The sequence below is a fragment of the Bacillus sp. REN10 genome (assembly GCF_016820555.1).
Lineage (GTDB): Bacteria > Bacillota > Bacilli > Bacillales > Domibacillaceae > Bacillus_CE.
This window is the reverse complement of record NZ_JADHDW010000001.1, coordinates 238,615-256,120: the sequence shown is the minus strand read 5'-3', so window position 1 is coordinate 256,120 and position 17,506 is coordinate 238,615. Positions and strand designations below refer to the sequence as shown.

19 protein-coding genes and 2 other annotated features are annotated in these 17,506 nt (G+C 41.7%); of the genes, 1 reads left to right on the top strand and 18 read right to left on the bottom strand.

Annotation, left to right across the window (positions count from 1 at the left end; translation table 11 throughout):
- Window positions 1-6: 6 nt before the first annotated feature.
- From IRB43_RS01250 to IRB43_RS01165, 18 genes are all read right to left on the bottom strand, one after another.
- Window positions 7-549: a Spo0B C-terminal domain-containing protein gene (locus tag IRB43_RS01250; RefSeq protein WP_238941771.1), complete on the bottom strand. Its 543-nt coding sequence runs from the start codon at window positions 547-549 to the stop codon at window positions 7-9.
- A gap of 238 nt (window positions 550-787) precedes the next feature.
- Window positions 788-1,072, bottom strand: a complete 285-nt coding sequence (gene rpmA, locus IRB43_RS01245; RefSeq protein WP_203361611.1) for a 50S ribosomal protein L27 — start codon at window positions 1,070-1,072, stop codon at window positions 788-790.
- Window positions 1,073-1,087: 15 nt separating this feature from the next.
- A complete protein-coding gene (locus tag IRB43_RS01240) occupies window positions 1,088-1,414 on the bottom strand; it encodes a ribosomal-processing cysteine protease Prp (protein ID WP_203361610.1) in 327 nt (108 codons plus the stop codon).
- Between the two features lie 12 nt (window positions 1,415-1,426).
- Window positions 1,427-1,735, bottom strand: a complete 309-nt coding sequence (rplU, locus tag IRB43_RS01235; protein ID WP_203361609.1) for a 50S ribosomal protein L21 — start codon at window positions 1,733-1,735, stop codon at window positions 1,427-1,429.
- Window positions 1,736-1,749: 14 nt separating this feature from the next.
- Window positions 1,750-1,834, bottom strand: a sequence feature (ribosomal protein L21 leader region).
- A gap of 118 nt (window positions 1,835-1,952) precedes the next feature.
- The gene (locus IRB43_RS01230; protein ID WP_203361608.1) at window positions 1,953-3,401 is read right to left on the bottom strand and encodes an Rne/Rng family ribonuclease; all 1,449 of its coding nucleotides are present in this window, start codon (window positions 3,399-3,401) and stop codon (window positions 1,953-1,955) included.
- 56 nt (window positions 3,402-3,457) lie between these two features.
- Window positions 3,458-4,315: a site-2 protease family protein gene (locus IRB43_RS01225; protein ID WP_203361607.1), complete on the bottom strand. Its 858-nt coding sequence runs from the start codon at window positions 4,313-4,315 to the stop codon at window positions 3,458-3,460.
- Complete coding sequence (locus tag IRB43_RS01220; RefSeq protein ID WP_203361606.1) at window positions 4,308-4,967, bottom strand: peptidoglycan DD-metalloendopeptidase family protein; 660 nt, start codon at window positions 4,965-4,967, stop codon at window positions 4,308-4,310. Before IRB43_RS01220 ends, IRB43_RS01225 begins: the two co-directional genes overlap by 8 nt.
- A 238-nt stretch (window positions 4,968-5,205) precedes the next feature.
- Window positions 5,206-6,012, bottom strand: a complete 807-nt coding sequence (gene minD / locus IRB43_RS01215) for a septum site-determining protein MinD (RefSeq protein WP_203361605.1) — start codon at window positions 6,010-6,012, stop codon at window positions 5,206-5,208.
- Window positions 6,005-6,691, bottom strand: coding sequence for a septum site-determining protein MinC (gene minC / locus IRB43_RS01210; protein ID WP_203361604.1), 687 nt, complete (start codon window positions 6,689-6,691; stop codon window positions 6,005-6,007). The genes minD and minC overlap by 8 nt, the downstream gene beginning before the upstream one ends.
- Window positions 6,692-6,768: 77 nt before the next feature.
- On the bottom strand, window positions 6,769-7,284 hold the full coding sequence (gene mreD, locus IRB43_RS01205; protein WP_203361603.1) for a rod shape-determining protein MreD: 516 nt from the start codon (window positions 7,282-7,284) through the stop codon (window positions 6,769-6,771).
- The gene (gene mreC / locus IRB43_RS01200) at window positions 7,281-8,174 is read right to left on the bottom strand and encodes a rod shape-determining protein MreC (RefSeq protein ID WP_203361602.1); all 894 of its coding nucleotides are present in this window, start codon (window positions 8,172-8,174) and stop codon (window positions 7,281-7,283) included. Before mreC ends, mreD begins: the two co-directional genes overlap by 4 nt.
- A 73-nt stretch (window positions 8,175-8,247) precedes the next feature.
- Window positions 8,248-9,264 carry a rod shape-determining protein gene (locus tag IRB43_RS01195; protein ID WP_203361601.1) on the bottom strand — a complete coding sequence of 339 codons (1,017 nt, stop codon included), beginning with the start codon at window positions 9,262-9,264 and terminating at the stop codon, window positions 8,248-8,250.
- A gap of 135 nt (window positions 9,265-9,399) precedes the next feature.
- Window positions 9,400-10,089, bottom strand: a complete 690-nt coding sequence (radC, locus tag IRB43_RS01190) for a RadC family protein (protein WP_275296740.1) — start codon at window positions 10,087-10,089, stop codon at window positions 9,400-9,402.
- Between the two features lie 18 nt (window positions 10,090-10,107).
- Window positions 10,108-10,701, bottom strand: a complete 594-nt coding sequence (locus IRB43_RS01185; protein WP_203361600.1) for a Maf family protein — start codon at window positions 10,699-10,701, stop codon at window positions 10,108-10,110.
- A gap of 177 nt (window positions 10,702-10,878) precedes the next feature.
- Window positions 10,879-11,799 (bottom strand): hypothetical protein, encoded by a 921-nt coding sequence (locus IRB43_RS01180; RefSeq protein ID WP_203361599.1) that lies wholly within the window; start codon window positions 11,797-11,799, stop codon window positions 10,879-10,881.
- A gap of 129 nt (window positions 11,800-11,928) precedes the next feature.
- Entirely contained in the window at window positions 11,929-12,672 is a 744-nt protein-coding gene (locus IRB43_RS01175) for a prepilin peptidase (RefSeq protein WP_203361598.1), read from the bottom strand.
- Window positions 12,673-12,763: 91 nt separating this feature from the next.
- On the bottom strand, window positions 12,764-14,050 hold the full coding sequence (locus IRB43_RS01170; RefSeq protein ID WP_203361597.1) for a bifunctional folylpolyglutamate synthase/dihydrofolate synthase: 1,287 nt from the start codon (window positions 14,048-14,050) through the stop codon (window positions 12,764-12,766).
- A gap of 73 nt (window positions 14,051-14,123) precedes the next feature.
- The gene (locus tag IRB43_RS01165; RefSeq protein WP_203361596.1) at window positions 14,124-16,766 is read right to left on the bottom strand and encodes a valine--tRNA ligase; all 2,643 of its coding nucleotides are present in this window, start codon (window positions 16,764-16,766) and stop codon (window positions 14,124-14,126) included.
- 57 nt (window positions 16,767-16,823) lie between these two features.
- Window positions 16,824-17,056 (bottom strand) — a binding site (T-box leader).
- Window positions 17,057-17,268: 212 nt separating this feature from the next.
- Between IRB43_RS01165 and IRB43_RS17755 the strand changes: the two genes are divergently transcribed.
- Entirely contained in the window at window positions 17,269-17,460 is a 192-nt protein-coding gene (locus IRB43_RS17755; protein WP_238941768.1) for a hypothetical protein, read from the top strand.
- Window positions 17,461-17,506 lie beyond the last annotated feature (46 nt).

Sequence of the window (17,506 nt, the reverse complement as noted above, 5' to 3'; positions counted from 1 at the left end):
AAACCATTAAAGGACGACTTCAAATAACAATTCTTTACTAGAATACTCATGAATATTCCATTGTTGAATATACGGTGTGTTTAGCTGGGCTTCGACACATTCTAACAATCCATGCTCATTTTGTATTATTCCACTGAATTCAAAAAAGAAACGAAGCCCTTCATCTGCCTTATGAATGGAGAGGCAGAGAAGGTTATCTGCATATCGTTCAATATGAGCCTCAATTAAGTGAAAAAGTGAACCAACCCATTCACTTAGCCACTCATCATTTATATTTACGCAAATTTCATGGTCTAAAACTTCGTATTCTAATTGAAAGGAATGTTCTTCCCAATTGAAGGTTAACAACTTTTCAGCAAACTTCGGTAAACACAAATTACATAAGTGCGCTTCCTGCCTCGCTTGCAAAATCGTTGTTTCAATCACACGTTCTGCTTCCTCCAATTTTCCGAGAGCCATAAAGCCTTTTATTAGCTGAAGTTGATTCATCCAATCATGCCTTGCATGCCGCATCGCTTGGATAACCGTCCAGTCTTCATTTTTCATCATCAATTACAAAAGACCTCCATGAATTAATCGAAGGGAGGAGTCAGAAAATACCTTGTACTCCCTCTTCTTCATTAAACCTATGCCATTATCCATTAGTCGTCAATTAACGCTGGCTTTATGTTAGTATAACAGAAATCACTTCGAAATGGAGAGTTCATTCTCTTCTATCGCTCGCTCATTCAGAAAAAAATAAAGCCCTAACCCATGGGTTAGAGCTTTATTGCTATAGCCTTTACTCTTATTGAGCAGCTGGATATACGCTTACTTTCTTCTTGTCGCGGCCTAGGCGTTCGAAACGAACGATACCATCAACTTTCGCGAATAAAGTATCGTCTCCACCACGACCAACGTTTTCACCTGGATAAATCTTTGTACCGCGTTGACGGTAAAGGATGGATCCACCAGTAACGAACTGACCGTCTGCACGTTTAGCACCAAGGCGTTTCGCGATTGAATCACGACCGTTCTTCGTAGAACCTACACCTTTTTTAGATGCGAAAAACTGAAGATCTAATCTTAACATGAGTTTCACCTCCTGCTAGTTGATTTTAATGTATTCGCCATAATCACGTTCGATTGTTTGCAGGGAAACAATCATGCCTTCAAGAAGCAATTGTACTTTCTCCTGTTCGCTTTCAGAAAGATTTTCCGGTACGACGCAGCGGAGAAAACCGCCTTCTTTTCCTTGATCGATTTGGAGATCCGCCTCTGTCAAAGAAAGAATGGCGTTTAATGCTCCGAAAGAGACAGCTGTTGCTGCCGCGCAAACTAAATCTTTTCCATGTTCGGCAAATTCCGCATGCCCCTTCATCGTGAAAGATGAGATCTTTCCAGAAGGAAGCTTCGATATGTTGACTCGAATCATAAAAACATCGCCTTACGCGTTGATTTTTTCAATTACAACTTTAGTGTATGGTTGACGATGACCTTGTTTTCTGCGGTAGTTTTTCTTAGCTTTGAATTTGAAAACAGTAATTTTCTTTTGACGGCCTTGTTTTTCAACTTTCGCTGTAACAGTAGCTCCCTCAACAAGTGGGCTTCCTACTTTCACAGTGTCGCCACCAACGAATAATACTTGATCAAATGTAACAGATTCACCTTCTGCTGCATCTAATTTTTCAATGTAGATTGCTTGACCTTCTTCTACCTTTAGTTGTTTACCGCCAGTTTCAATAATTGCGTACATTCTCTGCACCTCCTTAATTAACTCAGACTCGCCATTGTCAGGTGACATGCGAAAAGAAAGCATACACTTACAACCTGTAATGTGCGGTTGTAGCACGGGTGCTACAAACAATAACATTAGAATCTTATCATTTTACTAATTAGGTGTCAACGTTTTTTATCGTCTATCTTTTCATACAGTGTAAATGATCCACGGCCAATCGATAACATTTATACAATTATGTATTTGTTGATAGCTCCGCTGTTGTCCCTGCCCGAATGATCTTTGCCATTGGAATTGGAGCATCAATGAGACGATAAATGATTTTTTTGTGGAGAAGCGCTTCAAGCTGCTGATGAAATTGCCGCTGTTCGCCAACAAAGATTTCCCTCACTTCTTGTGTCAATTCTACTAGAATCGCTTCTTGTTCATCCCTCGCATATTGCAGCAGCTGGCGTTCTAATTCAAAAGCGACCGTTTCAGCACTTTTCACCCGCGCGCTACCTTGACAAATTGGACAAGGTTCCGTTAGCGTTTCTAATACCGAAGGCTTCGTTTTCTTTCGAGTGATCTGCATCAAGCCAAGCGAAGTAAATTCACGGATAGAGACGGATTTAGCATCTTTTTTCACTTCTTGCTTTAACAGTCTTTCAATCACAAGCCGATCTTGATCGTGAAACATATCAATAAAATCAATAATAATAATGCCGCTAATATCTCGCAATCGCAGTTGGCGCGCCGCTTCAATCGCTGCTTCTTTATTTGTTAATAAAACGGTTTGAGCTTGACTGCTTTTCCCAGTGAATTTCCCTGTGTTCACATCGATGACCGTCATCGCCTCTGTACGCTCAATCACAAGAAATCCTCCGCTTGGCAGCCAGACGATTCGCTTTAACGCTTTCTCTAATTCACTGTCCATTCCATTCGCTGAAAATAGATCTTCATCCGCTGAGTGATGTTTTACCGCCCACTGACTTGGCTGAAAACGAGGATCTTTTGTTAACAATGACAGAAACTCGACACTATCACAAATGAGCTCTCCTGTGTGCAACGATTGCATCCGAGCAAATAATTCTTCTATTAAAAGCGGCTTCTCCCGCAATAAAGACGGGGCTTTGCTTGTTAATACGTTTTTGACGAGCTGTTCATGCTCACTTCTTAACTGTTCCGCTTCTGACAAAAGAGCTTCTTCTGTTGCATCAAAAGCAGCTGTACGTAAAATAAGCCCCTCTTCCTCACGCTTCCAATTTTTTGCCCAGCTGGCTACTCGCTCGCGCTTTTGTGCATCCGTTACTTTTTTAGAGAGCGCAGTATAGCCGCCGTCAGGCAAATACACTAACTTCTCACCTGGCCACTCAATCACAGCTGACAGACGAGGCCCTTTCGTTTCTGTTCCATCTTTCATTACTTGCACAATTATTTTTTGACCTTGATGCACGAGCTGTCCGATGGATCGATTTTGATGCCCTGGCAATTGATCGCGATGCAAATAACCGTTTTGTCTAAGACCGATGTTGACAAAACAAGCATTCATTCCTTTTTCTACCTTCTCAATCACTCCATAATATAAAAAGCCGACATGAGATTGTTCTGCCGGCTGAAACACATGAAATTGCTCTGCTCGGCCATTTTGCACGACCGCTACTCTTTGTTCTCTTCCTTTCACACTAACAATTAACGTGTTCATACAAAACCTGCTTTCTGATCTATTTCATTCCACTTTACCGAGCAATTCCTTATTCGTCAATCAACAGGAAGCAATTCCTTTAAACAAGCAGCTGTTCTCTTTTCGGAAAAATAAGCATACAACACTTCGTTTTCATCCAATCGTCCAATTTCCTCCCCATTTTCAGTAACATAGACAATATGCTTCGTATTGCGTCGAAACTGCTCTAAAACAGAAGAGAGCTTAGCATCACAAGACACCTTAAGCGGCTTTAACTTGATGGCTCCCTCTTTGTTCCCATAATACCTCTCCAACAAAAAGCGAATAAAGGTGTACTGCTTATCTTTCCATTCTCTCCATAGAGCCACTATCAAATAAGCAATAATTAACCAAGCTTGAAGGTGGAAAGGTAAAAAGAATAAAATAATCAGCTGAAGACACAAGAGACATAAAGCGGAAAACAAAATTGCTAGACGAATCGTGAATAAAAAAGGCTGCCGTAAAGAAACGAGAAGCATCAGCAGCTTTCCGCCATCAAGCGGATAAACCGGGAGTAAGTTAAACAAGAAAATAGCCAAATTAAACTGCCAAAACGTTTGATAAAGATTTTCTGGCATCCATCCTAATATAAATAGCAACCAAGCGGCCAAAAACAACCATATATGCTGCAGTGGACCCGCTAAAATGACCCACAATTCTTCTCTAGCTGGTCGATTGCCATGCTCATCTACTTCCGCCACGCCGCCAAAGGGCAGAAATACCACTCGCTTAATGCGCCATTGAAACAACAAAGCCATCCAAGCATGTCCCAACTCATGAATCGCAATAATGAAAAAAATCATCAATAAATCAATAAATCGCCCCGTCAGTGCCGAAAAGGCAATCATGACCCACATCAGCGGATGAATAGATATCTTTCTAATGAGCTTATTCAAATGAGATCACCGTTCCCGGATCGACAAATACTCCATCTTTCTTAATCGCTAAATAGAATGTCTGTTGACTTGGAGACAGTTGGGCTAGTACATTTCCCGCTTCCACCTTTTCATAAGGTCGGACAGTTGGGTCTGCCACATGCCCATACCATGATTCGCTATTGTCCGCATGCTGAACAACAACGGTTTGGCCGAATTCATCCTTTTGCCCGACAAAAATCACGGTCCCCGCTTTAATCGCCTTCACTCCTTCATTGACACCAGCTTCTACCATAAGCCCCTTTCCATTCGTCTGAAAGTCTTCTACTACTTTCCCAGAGACGGGTATCGCATATTCCGTTTGCTCGTTTACCACCGTCTCCTGTTGAGTCCAGCCATCAACGGTAAAAGGAAGAGGTTCTCCCAACGTTTTCTCATACCATTCAGCCGCTTTAGAGAATTGAAATTCCTTTTCCATCACTTCTCTCATCCACGCCTGTCCCTCAACAAATGGCGAAGAGGATTGTTTAAACATAATCGCTACAGCAAGAACAAATATAAGAGAAGCTAACCCTTTAAATAACAGGCGATTCAATCGAAAGGACAACTGATGATCCTGCTGATCTTGTTCAGTCGATAGAAAATCTTTCTCCTCTTCTCTCAACTTACTCACTCCTTTACTCCTCTTCATTAATAAAGGCAATGTTAAAAATAAAAGGTCATTCGACTCCACATGATGGTTTAGCATCGCCTTACTAAAACATATGAAAGGAGTCAAAAATTAAGAAGTATAGTAGAAGAAAAGCAAAAAAAAGAAGCTTCTCATGATAAGAAGCTAAAAACCTGATCGTTCCTGTATAACGATTTTGAAATAGCTGCATATGTATGAGAATGCCTCTTCTATTTATTCATTAAGAACGCACGCTAAAAAAGTTTTTAAAGCGAGCGAAAAATCCTTCTTTCACTTCTTCGAGCGGTTGAAGCGGAACAGACTCACCAAGAATTCTTCTAGCAATGTTGCGATAAGCGATGGAAGCCCGATTGTTTGGATTATGTGTGATCGGTTGACCCGTGTGTGACGACTTAATGACCTCGTCATCATCCACAACAATGCCAATTAATTCAATCGATAAATGGGTCGTCACTTCATCCACATCGAGCATATCGCCTTGCGTCATCATATGACTGCGAATTCGATTAATAATTAATTTGGGCGGCTCCATTCCTTCTTCCTTTTCAAGCAAACCGATCACTCGATCCGCATCGCGCACAGATGCTTTTTCTGGCGTCGTTACAACAATGGCTTTATCCGCTCCAGCAATCGCATTTTTATAGCCTTGTTCAATACCTGCTGGACAATCAATTAACACATAATCGAAATCTTGCTTTAATTCCTCAATTAATTTCTTCATCTGTTCTGGAGTCACAGCTGTTTTATCTGATGTTTGAGCTGCTGGCAATAAAAACAATAAATCATTAAAGCGTTTATCCTTTACCAATGCTTGATGAATTTTACAGCGACCTTCCACCACATCAACCAAATCATAAATGATACGGTTTTCAAGTCCCATCACAACATCTAGATTACGAAGGCCAATATCTGTATCTACTAAACACACTTTCTTTTCTTGCAGAGCAAGTGCTGTACCTAAATTAGCTGAAGTGGTCGTTTTCCCCACTCCGCCTTTACCAGATGTAATAACTATAGCCTCACCCACTATGGCTTCCCCCTTTTAACGTAGAAATCTCCGGTCTCAGATGCCTTAACACCTGCAAGCGGTCAACAACAATTTGATTAGATTCATCTATGTAGGCGCATTCCGTTTCGAAGCTTTCATCTTCTTCATAGCGGTCGGGTGCACGGTTTAAATAACGGCTAATTCTAAGCTGTGTAGGCATCATTTGACCCGCAACAATGACGGCATAGTCATCCCCATAACATCCAGCGTGGGCCATTCCTTTTAACGCACCCATCACATAAATATTTCGTCCTGCTCTCACCGTTCCACCCGGATTTACATCACCAATCAACAGCAAATCCCCGGCAACTTCTAATACTTGTCCAGATCGAACTCTTCCTGTATAGGAAACAATTTCACTCTCCTCTTTCCAGCGAATCGCTTCCTCTACAGTCATCACATTAGATTTTACCTCTCCAACCACAAGATGCTTTTGCTCAACAATCAGACTGGTGATCTTTTCTATTTCTTCTTGCGTTAAATAACGGTTTCCTAGCTGGACAGTCACCGTGATGATCGCTCCGTGATCTTCATCGTTCACTGTCACCATTTTCTCTTTGAGTTCATCTAATAAATCAGCATAAGCACATTTATCATTTAAATGCAACGTCAAGCCATCTTTTGTTCCCTTTATGACAACATTTTGTTTTTTCTTCATAGCATGTTCTTCACCTCTGTTGTCCAAATAATTCGACAAGTCCTCTACTTTTTCCTTTTTTCTTTCTATATCAGCCATTAATCAAAGTAAATGCGTCGAAGCTTTTCAAAAACATGTTTCAGCGGAATAGCTACAAATAGATAGAAAATGCCATTTACCATCAAAGTCGGCCATAATCGAATAGACAAAAATTGCGGCATTTGCATCTCTGTCCGGCTCACAAATGTATTTAATTGGAACATAATTAATTCTAACAAAAATAGATCAAAAAGAATGATAAAAGCAACAATAAATAAATGATTTTGCAACACTTTTACCATTTTCGATGTGATATAAACTAGGAGCGGTAAAAAGAACATATAAACCCCTAAAATACCCGTATAAAAGATATCAAAAAGAAAACCAAAAAGGAAACCATATTTGATAGCTGTATTACGATCGAAATAAATCGACATCAACAATAACGCGATCACAAACAAATGAGAGACTAATACATACTCCCCCTCAAAAGCACGGGCAGGGATCCAAGACATAAACACGCTATCGCTGTAAAAAAGAATGGTCATTAATAGAGGAAGGAGAAACCGTTTCACAGATTCCCCTCCTCAACAACTACTTGCTGACGCTCTTGCTTCTCTGGCAACACAGTTATCATTCCTCGCTTAGCTACCATAACATGTTCTAAATCATCAAACTTGGCAGCCGGCTTAATTAATGCGGTTTGCGTTAAACCAAATTGGTCAGGCACTAATTTCTTTACTTTACCGATAATAAGCCCTTTCGGAAAGACGCCGCCTTTTCCTGAAGTAGTCACCATCATGCCTTTCTTCAATTTGGCGTCATAAGGAATTTTTGTCATCAGTAGCAAATCTTTTTCTTTATCATATCCTTCAATCACACCGTAAACATTTTTCTTGCCTTGAATCACCGCAGACACTCGATTTCTTGGATCATGCGCGCTCAACAGTTGGACGGTTGAGGTGAACTTAGACGTGTCTTTCACCTTCCCAACTAGTCCTTCTGCTGTAATAACAGCCATATTAGGCTGCACACCGCTAGCAGATCCTTGATCAATGGTCAACACGTCAAACCAACGATCCGGATTTTGAGCAATAACGGTGGCTTGAACAGGCTCGTAATCTGCTAAACTTTGTTTTTTATCAATGATCGCTCGAAGTTCCTTATTATCTTTCTCGAGTCGGGCAACATCGCTCTCCAATTGAGCTAATTCATCTAACCGCGCCTTTAATTTTTCATTTTCTTTATAGGTATTTTTCAAATTTCCAATATCATTAAAAAACCCTGCAATACCATTGGCAGGTTTAGAAACAACAGCTTGCCCTAAACCGACAATATCTTTTGCAAATTGTTCAGGCCAAGAAATATTTTCGCGATCGCGAAGAGAAAAACCAATCAATGCGACAAGAACGATGATGCTACCAAGAAGGATAATCAAACGCTTGTTTGTAAAAAATTGTGGCATCTATTCCACCTCTATTTTTTTGCATTAAGTTAGAATCCGGCAGCAGAAAACCGCTGCCGGAATAAATAATTGATTATTTGTTTTTATTTTTAAATAAGTGAATATGATCTAATGCTAGACCTGTACCAACAGCGACACAATCAAGTGGATTTTCTGCAATCAACACCGGCATATTCGTTTCTTGACTAATCACTTTATCTAAATTGCGCAATAAAGCACCGCCTCCAGTTAACACAATGCCGCGATCCATAATATCAGCCGCAAGTTCTGGCGGAGTTTTTTCTAATGTACTTTTCACTGTATCGACAATCGCATAGACTGTATCTTTTAAAGCATCAGCGATTTCTTTGCCTGTGATTTCAATCGTCTTCGGCAGGCCTGTTAATAAATCGCGCCCGCGAATTTCCATGCTCGGGATTTCTTCAAAATCACCGGCAGAACCGATCTCCATTTTGATGGTTTCAGATGTACGATCTCCAATTAATAAATTATACTGCTTGCGAATGTAGGCAACAATAGCATCATCCATTTCATCACCAGCAATACGCAGGGATTCACTTGTGACAATACCGCCTAAAGAAATAATCGCTACTTCTGTTGTTCCTCCACCAATATCAACGACCATGCTTCCCGTAGGCTCCCAAACAGGCAAATTAGCTCCAATAGCTGCTGCGAATGGCTCTTCAATCGTGTAAGCGTCACGCGCGCCTGCTTGACGAGTCGCATCAATCACTGCCCGCTCTTCTACAGCCGTAATGCCTGATGGCACACAAACCATCACATAAGGCTTGCTGGCAAACATTCCTGTTCCACCTTTAGTTGCTTGCTTAATATAATATTTAATCATTGTAGCTGTCGTTTCGTAATCAGCGATAACCCCATCTTTCATTGGGCGTGTTGCGACGACATTCCCAGGTGTACGACCAATCATTTTTTTTGCGTCATTACCAACAGCGACAATTTGCTTTGTATCTGTTTGAAGCGCCACCACTGAAGGTTCGCGCACAACTACACCTTTTCCTTTGGCATAGACAAGCGTATTCGCCGTTCCAAGGTCTATTCCAAGATCTCGACTTCCAATTCCAAACATACAGGTATCTCCCTTTCTTGATCTGTTACTATTTTATAGTGATAGATTGAACATTATTATTTGTGATTTCAACAAAAAACAACAAGCAAAAATCATAACTTATATTATAACGTAATCAAAAAAAAAATCCTAGCATTATACATAGCCTTTTTCCTTTAAGCTGACGTATTTTTTATCACCAATAATTAAATGGTCTAACACTTCCACTCCTAACAATTTTCCACATTCGACTAGTCGCTTCGTCACTTCGACATCTTCCCTGCTCGGTGCAGGATCTCCAGACGGATGGTTATGAATGCAGATAACGGAAGCAGCGGAACGGCGAAATGCTTCTTTAAAAACTTCGCGGGGATGCACAATCGAGGCATTGAGACTTCCGATGAATAATGTTTGTTTATGAAGGACTTGATTTTTCGTGTTGAGGTACAGACATACGAAATGCTCTTGTGATAAAAACCGCATTTCTTCCATTACATAGTTCGCTCCATCCTCAGGAGAGCGAATGACATAGCGATCTTCAAATTTCAAATGACTAATGCGGCGGCCAAGCTCAAGCGCCGACATGATTTGTACAGCCTTTGCTTGACCGATTCCTTTAATGGAAGTGATTTCTTCTAAGGAGGCATCCTTTAACATGCGCAATCCTTCAAATGTTTGTAGCACTCGATTCGATAATTGCAGCACAGATTCATTTTTCGTGCCTGTTCGCAAAATAATCGCGAGCAATTCATGGTTCGAGAGGCTTTTGGGGCCATTTGTAATCATTCGTTCTCTCGGGCGTTCTTCTAATGGAACATCTTTAATCATAAACATCTCGTTTGACATCCATCTTCTCTCCTTTGATCACGTTTGAGAAGGAAAGGAAATGGTCGCCCCTGGTAGGTCAAACCGTTGAAGTTGTCTATACAAAGAAGCCACCGGTAAACCGACAACGGAGAAATAGTCACCGTCAATTTTCTTCACAAGGATGGCACCTGCTCCTTGAATGCCGTATGCACCCGCTTTATCAAACGGTTCACCACTGTCAAGATAAGCGTCCACTTCCTCATCTGACAGCTCCCAAAATGTGACATTTGTTTTTTCGTAAAAGAGGTATTGCTTATTTGCTTGCATGATTGCAACTCCGGTATAAACGGAATGTTCCCGACCAGAAAGCTGTTTTAACATTCGCTTCGCATCATTCCGGTCTTGCGGTTTACCTAATATTTCTCCATCAAGAACAACGATAGTATCTGCTCCGATGACCACATCTTGTTCATGATCTTTTGCGACAGCATAAGCTTTACGGGAAGCTAATTGCATGACAATTTCTTCAGAGGACATCGGGTGGGAGATCGTTTCATCTACATCACTAACAACAACAGTAAAAGGTAGACCAATTTTTTGGAGAAGTTCTTTTCTGCGAGGAGAACCAGAAGCTAAAATGATTTTCGCCAACATCCATCACCTGTCTTTCAAGAATTAAGGGAAATACCGCTTTTATTTTATCAAAATTGGACAGTGACCTCAAACTTTTCCACGCTAAACATCAGTTACCTATGTATATAATGACAAAAGGCTCCGTAACTTCTCTACTCCATCTTCAAGAAGTTACCGAGCCATTTATCCCCCCTATTAATAAGCAGCTAAAAAAGCTAAAAGCTTCTCCTGCGCAGCTTGGGCGGCTTGCGGCTGATCACTTTTAGCTTGATTGACAGCATCTAATAATAATCGTTGCAGCAAGGCGGCCTCGTCCTTTTTTGTTCCTTTTATGTTTTTTACTTCTTTTTCCGCTTGCGCCAGCTTCTTTTTGTCAATAGGAAGGCTCATGATCGTTTTTGCACTTTCTTCCGCTACTATTAAAAAAACATTAGCTAATGTTTTTGCTTTTGTCGCTTTCGTTGAAGAGGAAATAGTCGTGGTTTTTGCATAAACATCGTCTACCTTTGCGCGGTACGCTTCCCCTAACTCTTTCGCCGTTGCCAATTCGGAAGCGACCCCTAACACCACAATAAATTGTTCATCTTTATGAATGATTCCAGCGGGAGCTCCTTCATCATTGAGACGTTTCATTGCCTTATTAGCCGCCTCTTTTGTAGAGAAGACGCCGCCTTGTACAATCGATACCTCTATCGAGGGAAGAAGACTAGAAGCTGTTGGGGAGGTTGGAGCAGCCGTATGTTGCTGCTTTGTTGGTTCTTTTAACATCGCTTGTGGGGGAACTTCTTCTTTTTGTGTCACAATCTTGACCATCGTATAACCGAATAATAACCCTATAAGGATCGCACTAATAATAATGAATAAGAGCTTGCCTATCACTCTTTTTCGAGCATGTTGCGGATGAAGAGTCGCCTTGAGGCTCACCGTTTCCTCCTTCTTTTCCGATTCATCTGGAAAGACCCACTGAAACTCTTCTTCTTTGTCACGCTCAACAGCGGCAGCGCTTTCCTCGCCGCCTTTTTGCCAATCTTGTACAGGAAGCTTTTTCTTTTTTGGTTCCTCTTTTGTTTGACTTGAAATCGTTAAAAATAATCGCTGCTTTTTTGGTTTGTCCACTTTGGGATCACCTCTCGCCTCTTTAAGTTGCTTTGATGCTATCATAATAGCCTCAAAAAAGAACAAGACTTTTGTCGCCTTGTTCAGGAAAGTTTTCGGCAAAAACAGCCGTATTTTTCTGGCTAAAGATTACGTCACAAGCGCTTCGTACCATTTTAACAGACTATTTTCACGAAACAGAACGAGGAGAGCGGAAGCTGCAATAAATGGTCCAAACGGAAACGGTTGTTTTCGCGAAATGAGCCCAAGCCATAGTCCGATAAGACCGCCAATTACACCTAAAAAAGCGGATAAAATGAACGTAAGCCATATTCCTTTCGTTCCTAAAACTAACCCAATGACCGCAAATAGCTTAATATCTCCCCCACCCATACCACCTTTCGTGATGATCGCTAGTGAAAATGGAAGAAAAAAACCGACAGCCGCGCCAAGAAACGAGTCCCACCACGGTTCCAAAGGCAGCAAATATCGTTCAATCAAAAAGAACCCACTAAAAAACAATAATAATTTATCAGGAATCACCATATAAAGCAGATCAGAAACCGTAATAATGATAAGAAGCGAAATGAAAGTAATGGCAAGTAGCCACTCCAATCCGATACCAAAATCAATATACGCGTAAGTAAACAAAATGGCTGTGATCAGTTCCACCAATATATAAATCGGTGAAATACGCGCCTGACAATTTATACATCGTCCTTTTTGTTTGATGTAAGATAAAACCGGGATTAACTCCATAGCTGTTAATGGATGGTGGCAATGGGAACAAGTACTTCTTGAGAGAATGAAGGATCTTTTAACAGGTACTCTGCAGCCCACCACATGAAAAAATGAGCCAAATACCAAACCGTAGAGAAAGACAACAAAACTCATCACTCGATCCCTCCACCTTTCCATTAACTATTTATACCACTTATCGTAATAGCTATTTGTAAATCTAAAATAACAATATTGTAAATATTCGTTAAAACAATCTCTTTGCTTCTGAAATGAAATACAGTGAGCCGGTAACCACAAACATTTGTCCCTCTTCTGTATTTTCTTGAAACTCCTTGATGCATTGACGCCAGTCATCTCTCCAAATGGTCCGGTTATTGAATAGCAGTTCAAAGTTTTCCTGCTTTGCTGCTCTTGGAAAGTCAAATGTAGTAAAAATGACAACATCGGCTGCTTCTTGAAGCAAAGCAACCATTTTATCTAGCTTTTTATCTTTTAGCCCGGCAAATAGAGCGGTGATGCGTTGTTGAGGATAGCGCATTTTTAATGAGTGCACTAGAGCCTTTACGCCCTCTTCGTTATGTGCGCCATCTAGCAAAATGACTGGGTTATGCGACACTTGTTCCATTCTTCCTGGCCAATAAGCTGCTTTAATTCCTTCTCGGATATGTGATTCTTCGATCAAAAAAGAATAGAATGTTTTCAAATAAAGCGTTGCCATAACGGCAAGCGCAGCATTGTCGGCTTGGTGCAATCCGTTTAAGCCCGTATGAAGAGATTCCATATTGGCAAAGACAGACTCAAAATGAAAGGCTTCCCCGGTTGAAAGAGATTGTTGCCACTTTCCTTGAAACTGCTCTCCCAGTTGATAAACCGCCGACTTCTGATCCATCGCTCGCTTAGCAATCACTTCTTTCGCTTCCTCTTGCTTCACGCCGCTAATGACAGGAACGCCCCTTTTAATGATTCCTGCTTTTTCAAAGGCGATCTCCTCTAGCGTATCCCCTAAAAACTGCATATGATCCATACCAATCGTTGTAATCACAGAAAGAAGCGGATAGATTACATTCGTTGAATCCAACCGTCCACCTAGCCCCACTTCAAACAGCACGATGTCCACCGGATGCACATAGGCGAAATAATAAATAGCCATCGCCGTAATGACTTCGAACTCACTAGGTCCTCCAAGCTCCGTTTGTTCAAGCTCCTCCGCTAGCGGCTTAATGATATTGACAAGTTCGGTAAGCTCTTCGTCCGTAATCGGAGTTCCATTGATGCTAATCCGTTCATTGAATTGTTCAATGTAGGGGGAAGTGAACGTACCCGTTTCATAACCAGCGGCTTGCAAGATTGAACGCATATAAGTCACCGTTGAGCCTTTGCCATTCGTTCCACCAATATGTACGGTTTTCAGTCGTCGCTCGGGATGATTCATTCTTTCCATTAACCATTCCATTCGCAACAGCCCTGGTTTGATTCCCATTTGTAGACGACTGTGAATCCAATGTAATGCTTCTTGATAAGTGTGTATCATTTGAGAAGTCCTCCATCTATATGAAAAGACGAATCTGTACAAGATATACAGATTCGTCCTAGAGCAATGGCTCTTACTGTTTTAATTCGTTCATACGCGCTTCTACTGCCCCACGTTTCTCAAGATAGTCTTGTTCTTTCGCGCGTTCTTCGTCAACGACTTTTTGAGGTGCTTTGCTGATGAAACGCTCGTTCCCTAGTTTTTTCTGAACGCGTTCCACTTCGCTATTCCATTTATCCCACTCTTTTTGCAGACGAGCAATTTCTTCCTCGATATTAATTAACCCTTCAAGTGGTAAAATTAATTCTGCACCTGTGACAACCGCTGTCATCGCTTTATCAGGAGCAACCGCATCGATAGAAATCGTCAGTTCTTCTGGGTTACAGAAGCGCTCTACATACGCACGGTTGTATTCAAGTACGGAAAGAATAGCTTCATCTTTCGCTTTGATCGTTAGCTTAATTTTCTTGCTCATTGGCGTATTTACTTCGGCGCGGATGTTACGAACAGCGCGAATAATATCCACTAGAAGCCTCATATCGCTCGCCGCTTTTTCATCCGATAATTCAGAGCGCACTTCCGGCCATTTCGCTGTCACAATTGTTTCGCCATCATGCGGAAGGTTTTGCCAAATTTCTTCCGTAATAAACGGCATGAATGGATGTAACAGACGCATCGTATTGTCGAGCACATACGCAAGAATCGAACGAGTCGTTTTCTTCGCCGCTTCGTCTTCTCCGTACAATGGCAACTTCGCCATTTCGATATACCAATCACAGAAGTCATCCCAAATGAAGTTGTACAATACACGACCCACTTCACCGAACTCGTAACGATCCGCTAGTTTTGTCACCGTTTCGATCGTTTCGTTGAGTCTTGTTAAAATCCATTTATCGGCAACGGACATCTCACCGCTTAAATCGATTTCTTCATACTTCAATCCGTCCATATTCATTAAAGCAAAGCGAGACGCATTCCAAATTTTATTAGCAAAGTTCCAAACGGACTCCACTTTTTCCACGGAGAAACGAAGATCTTGGCCCGGAGAACTTCCTGTTGATAAGAAATAGCGCAAGGAATCCGCTCCGTATTTAGCAATCACTTCCATCGGGTCGACACCGTTTCCTAACGACTTACTCATTTTACGACCTTCTGCATCGCGAACAAGTCCATGAATCAGTACATCTTTAAACGGACGCTCACCTGTAAACTCCAATCCTTGGAAAATCATTCGAGATACCCAGAAGAAGATGATGTCATAGCCAGTTACTAGCGCACCTGTTGGATAGTAGCGCTTAAAGTCTGCCGCTTCTGTATCCGGCCAGCCCATTGTAGAAAATGGCCATAAAGCAGAGCTAAACCATGTATCAAGTACATCCGTATCTTGCTCCCAGTTTTCACTATCCGCTGGCGCTTCGTGACCGACAAACACTTCTCCTGTTTCTTTATGATACCAAGCAGGAATGCGATGCCCCCACCAAAGCTGACGAGAAATACACCAGTCGCGAATATTTTCCATCCAATGAAGGTATGTTTTTTCAAAGCGATCAGGTACGAAGTGAACTTTTTCTTCCTTCGCTTGCAGTGCAATCGCTTCGTCCGCTAACGGCTGCATTTTAACAAACCATTGTGTAGATAAATATGGTTCAACAACGGCTCCGCTTCGCTCAGAATGACCAACGGAATGCATATGCTCTTCAATTTTGAACAGCACGCCTTGTTCTTGCAAATCTTTCACAATTTGTTTGCGGCAATCGAAACGATCCATTCCTTTGTACTTGCCAGCAAGGTCATTCATCGTACCGTCTTCATTCATAACAAGCACACGCTCTAGGTCATGGCGATTACCGATTTCAAAGTCGTTCGGGTCATGCGCTGGTGTAATTTTCACTGCGCCAGAACCGAATTCCATATCGACATAGTCATCACCGACAATTGGGATTTCACGGCCAACGATTGGTAAGATCACTGTTTTACCGATTAAATGCTTATAGCGCTCATCTTCTGGATGCACCGCAACGGCTGTATCGCCTAACATTGTTTCCGGACGAGTCGTTGCGATTTCAATATGTCCACTGCCATCCGCAAGCGGGTATTTCATATGATAGAACGCTCCTTGAACATCTTTATAAATAACCTCGATGTCAGAAAGAGCCGTTTTCGTTGCTGGGTCCCAGTTAATAATATATTCACCGCGGTAAATCAATCCCTTGTTATATAAAGAAACAAACACCTCACGAACCGCTTTGGACAACCCTTCGTCTAATGTAAAACGCTCGCGGCTGTAATCAAGACCAAGGCCAAGCTTTGCCCATTGCTCACGAATAAAGCTAGCGTATTCTTCCTTCCATCTCCACGCTTCTTCTAAAAATTTCTCACGGCCAAGATCGTAGCGTGATTTCCCTTCTTCACGCAGTTTTTGCTCGACTTTTGCTTGCGTCGCAATCCCCGCATGGTCCATTCCTGGTAGCCATAACACATCATAACCTTGCATCCGTTTCATGCGTGTTAAAATATCTTGCAACGTTGTATCCCATGCATGTCCAAGATGAAGCTTTCCTGTTACGTTTGGCGGTGGAATCACAATCGTATAAGGTTCTTTCGTTTGATCATCTTTCGCTTCAAAAAATTTGCCGTTGACCCACCAGTCATAACGACCTTGTTCAATGGCCTGCGGATCATACTTTGTCGGCATCGTTAATTCCTTGTTCTCCATTCCATAGTCCTCCTTTATTTGCAGCCTGCTTTTTAACCACAAAAAAACCCCTATCGCCAAAAGGACGAAGGAGTTGTTCGCGGTGCCACCTTTTTTCACGAATGGCTTTGCAGGCACATTCGGCTCTCAATCCAGTAACGGCTGGTAACCGGCTTCTGCTACTTACAACGTTCACAGAAGCAGCTCGCGGGCGACTTTCTGATGGGGCTTGTCGGAAAATTTCTCAGCCATGAATTTTCCTCTCTGCAAGACGTGCCGTTCATCATACTCTTCCCGGTCTTTGCTTTTTCGTATCATTCATATATTATCGAAAAACAGGCGTTTTCGTCAATCATTATTGCCCTGATTTTTCAGATTTACTCACGAACGCTCACTTTTTTTCATATGCTAATAATAAGGCGATGTTAAGTAGTGAATTCATTTGAACGAAACTCACCTAATCGAAAGTCCATCTTGCTATTTAACAAAGCCAACAATAAAAAGGAAGAAGCAGGTGGTAATGATGAGAAGACGATACAACCCATATACCCTTCCTCCTTGGCTGCGGAAGTGCCGGGCCATCTGTTCACAGTTAGCGATTCCCTTTTGTATTTTCCAAGGAATTCGAACTCTTTTTTTCCCGACTACTTTTGATGTTATTTTGCTGGCCATTTTTATTTTGCTGGCCATTGCTCTTTATCTCGAATGGATTTAAGCCTGCCATGAACAATGGGACTGTCTCCGTCGCACAGAGCCGCTCC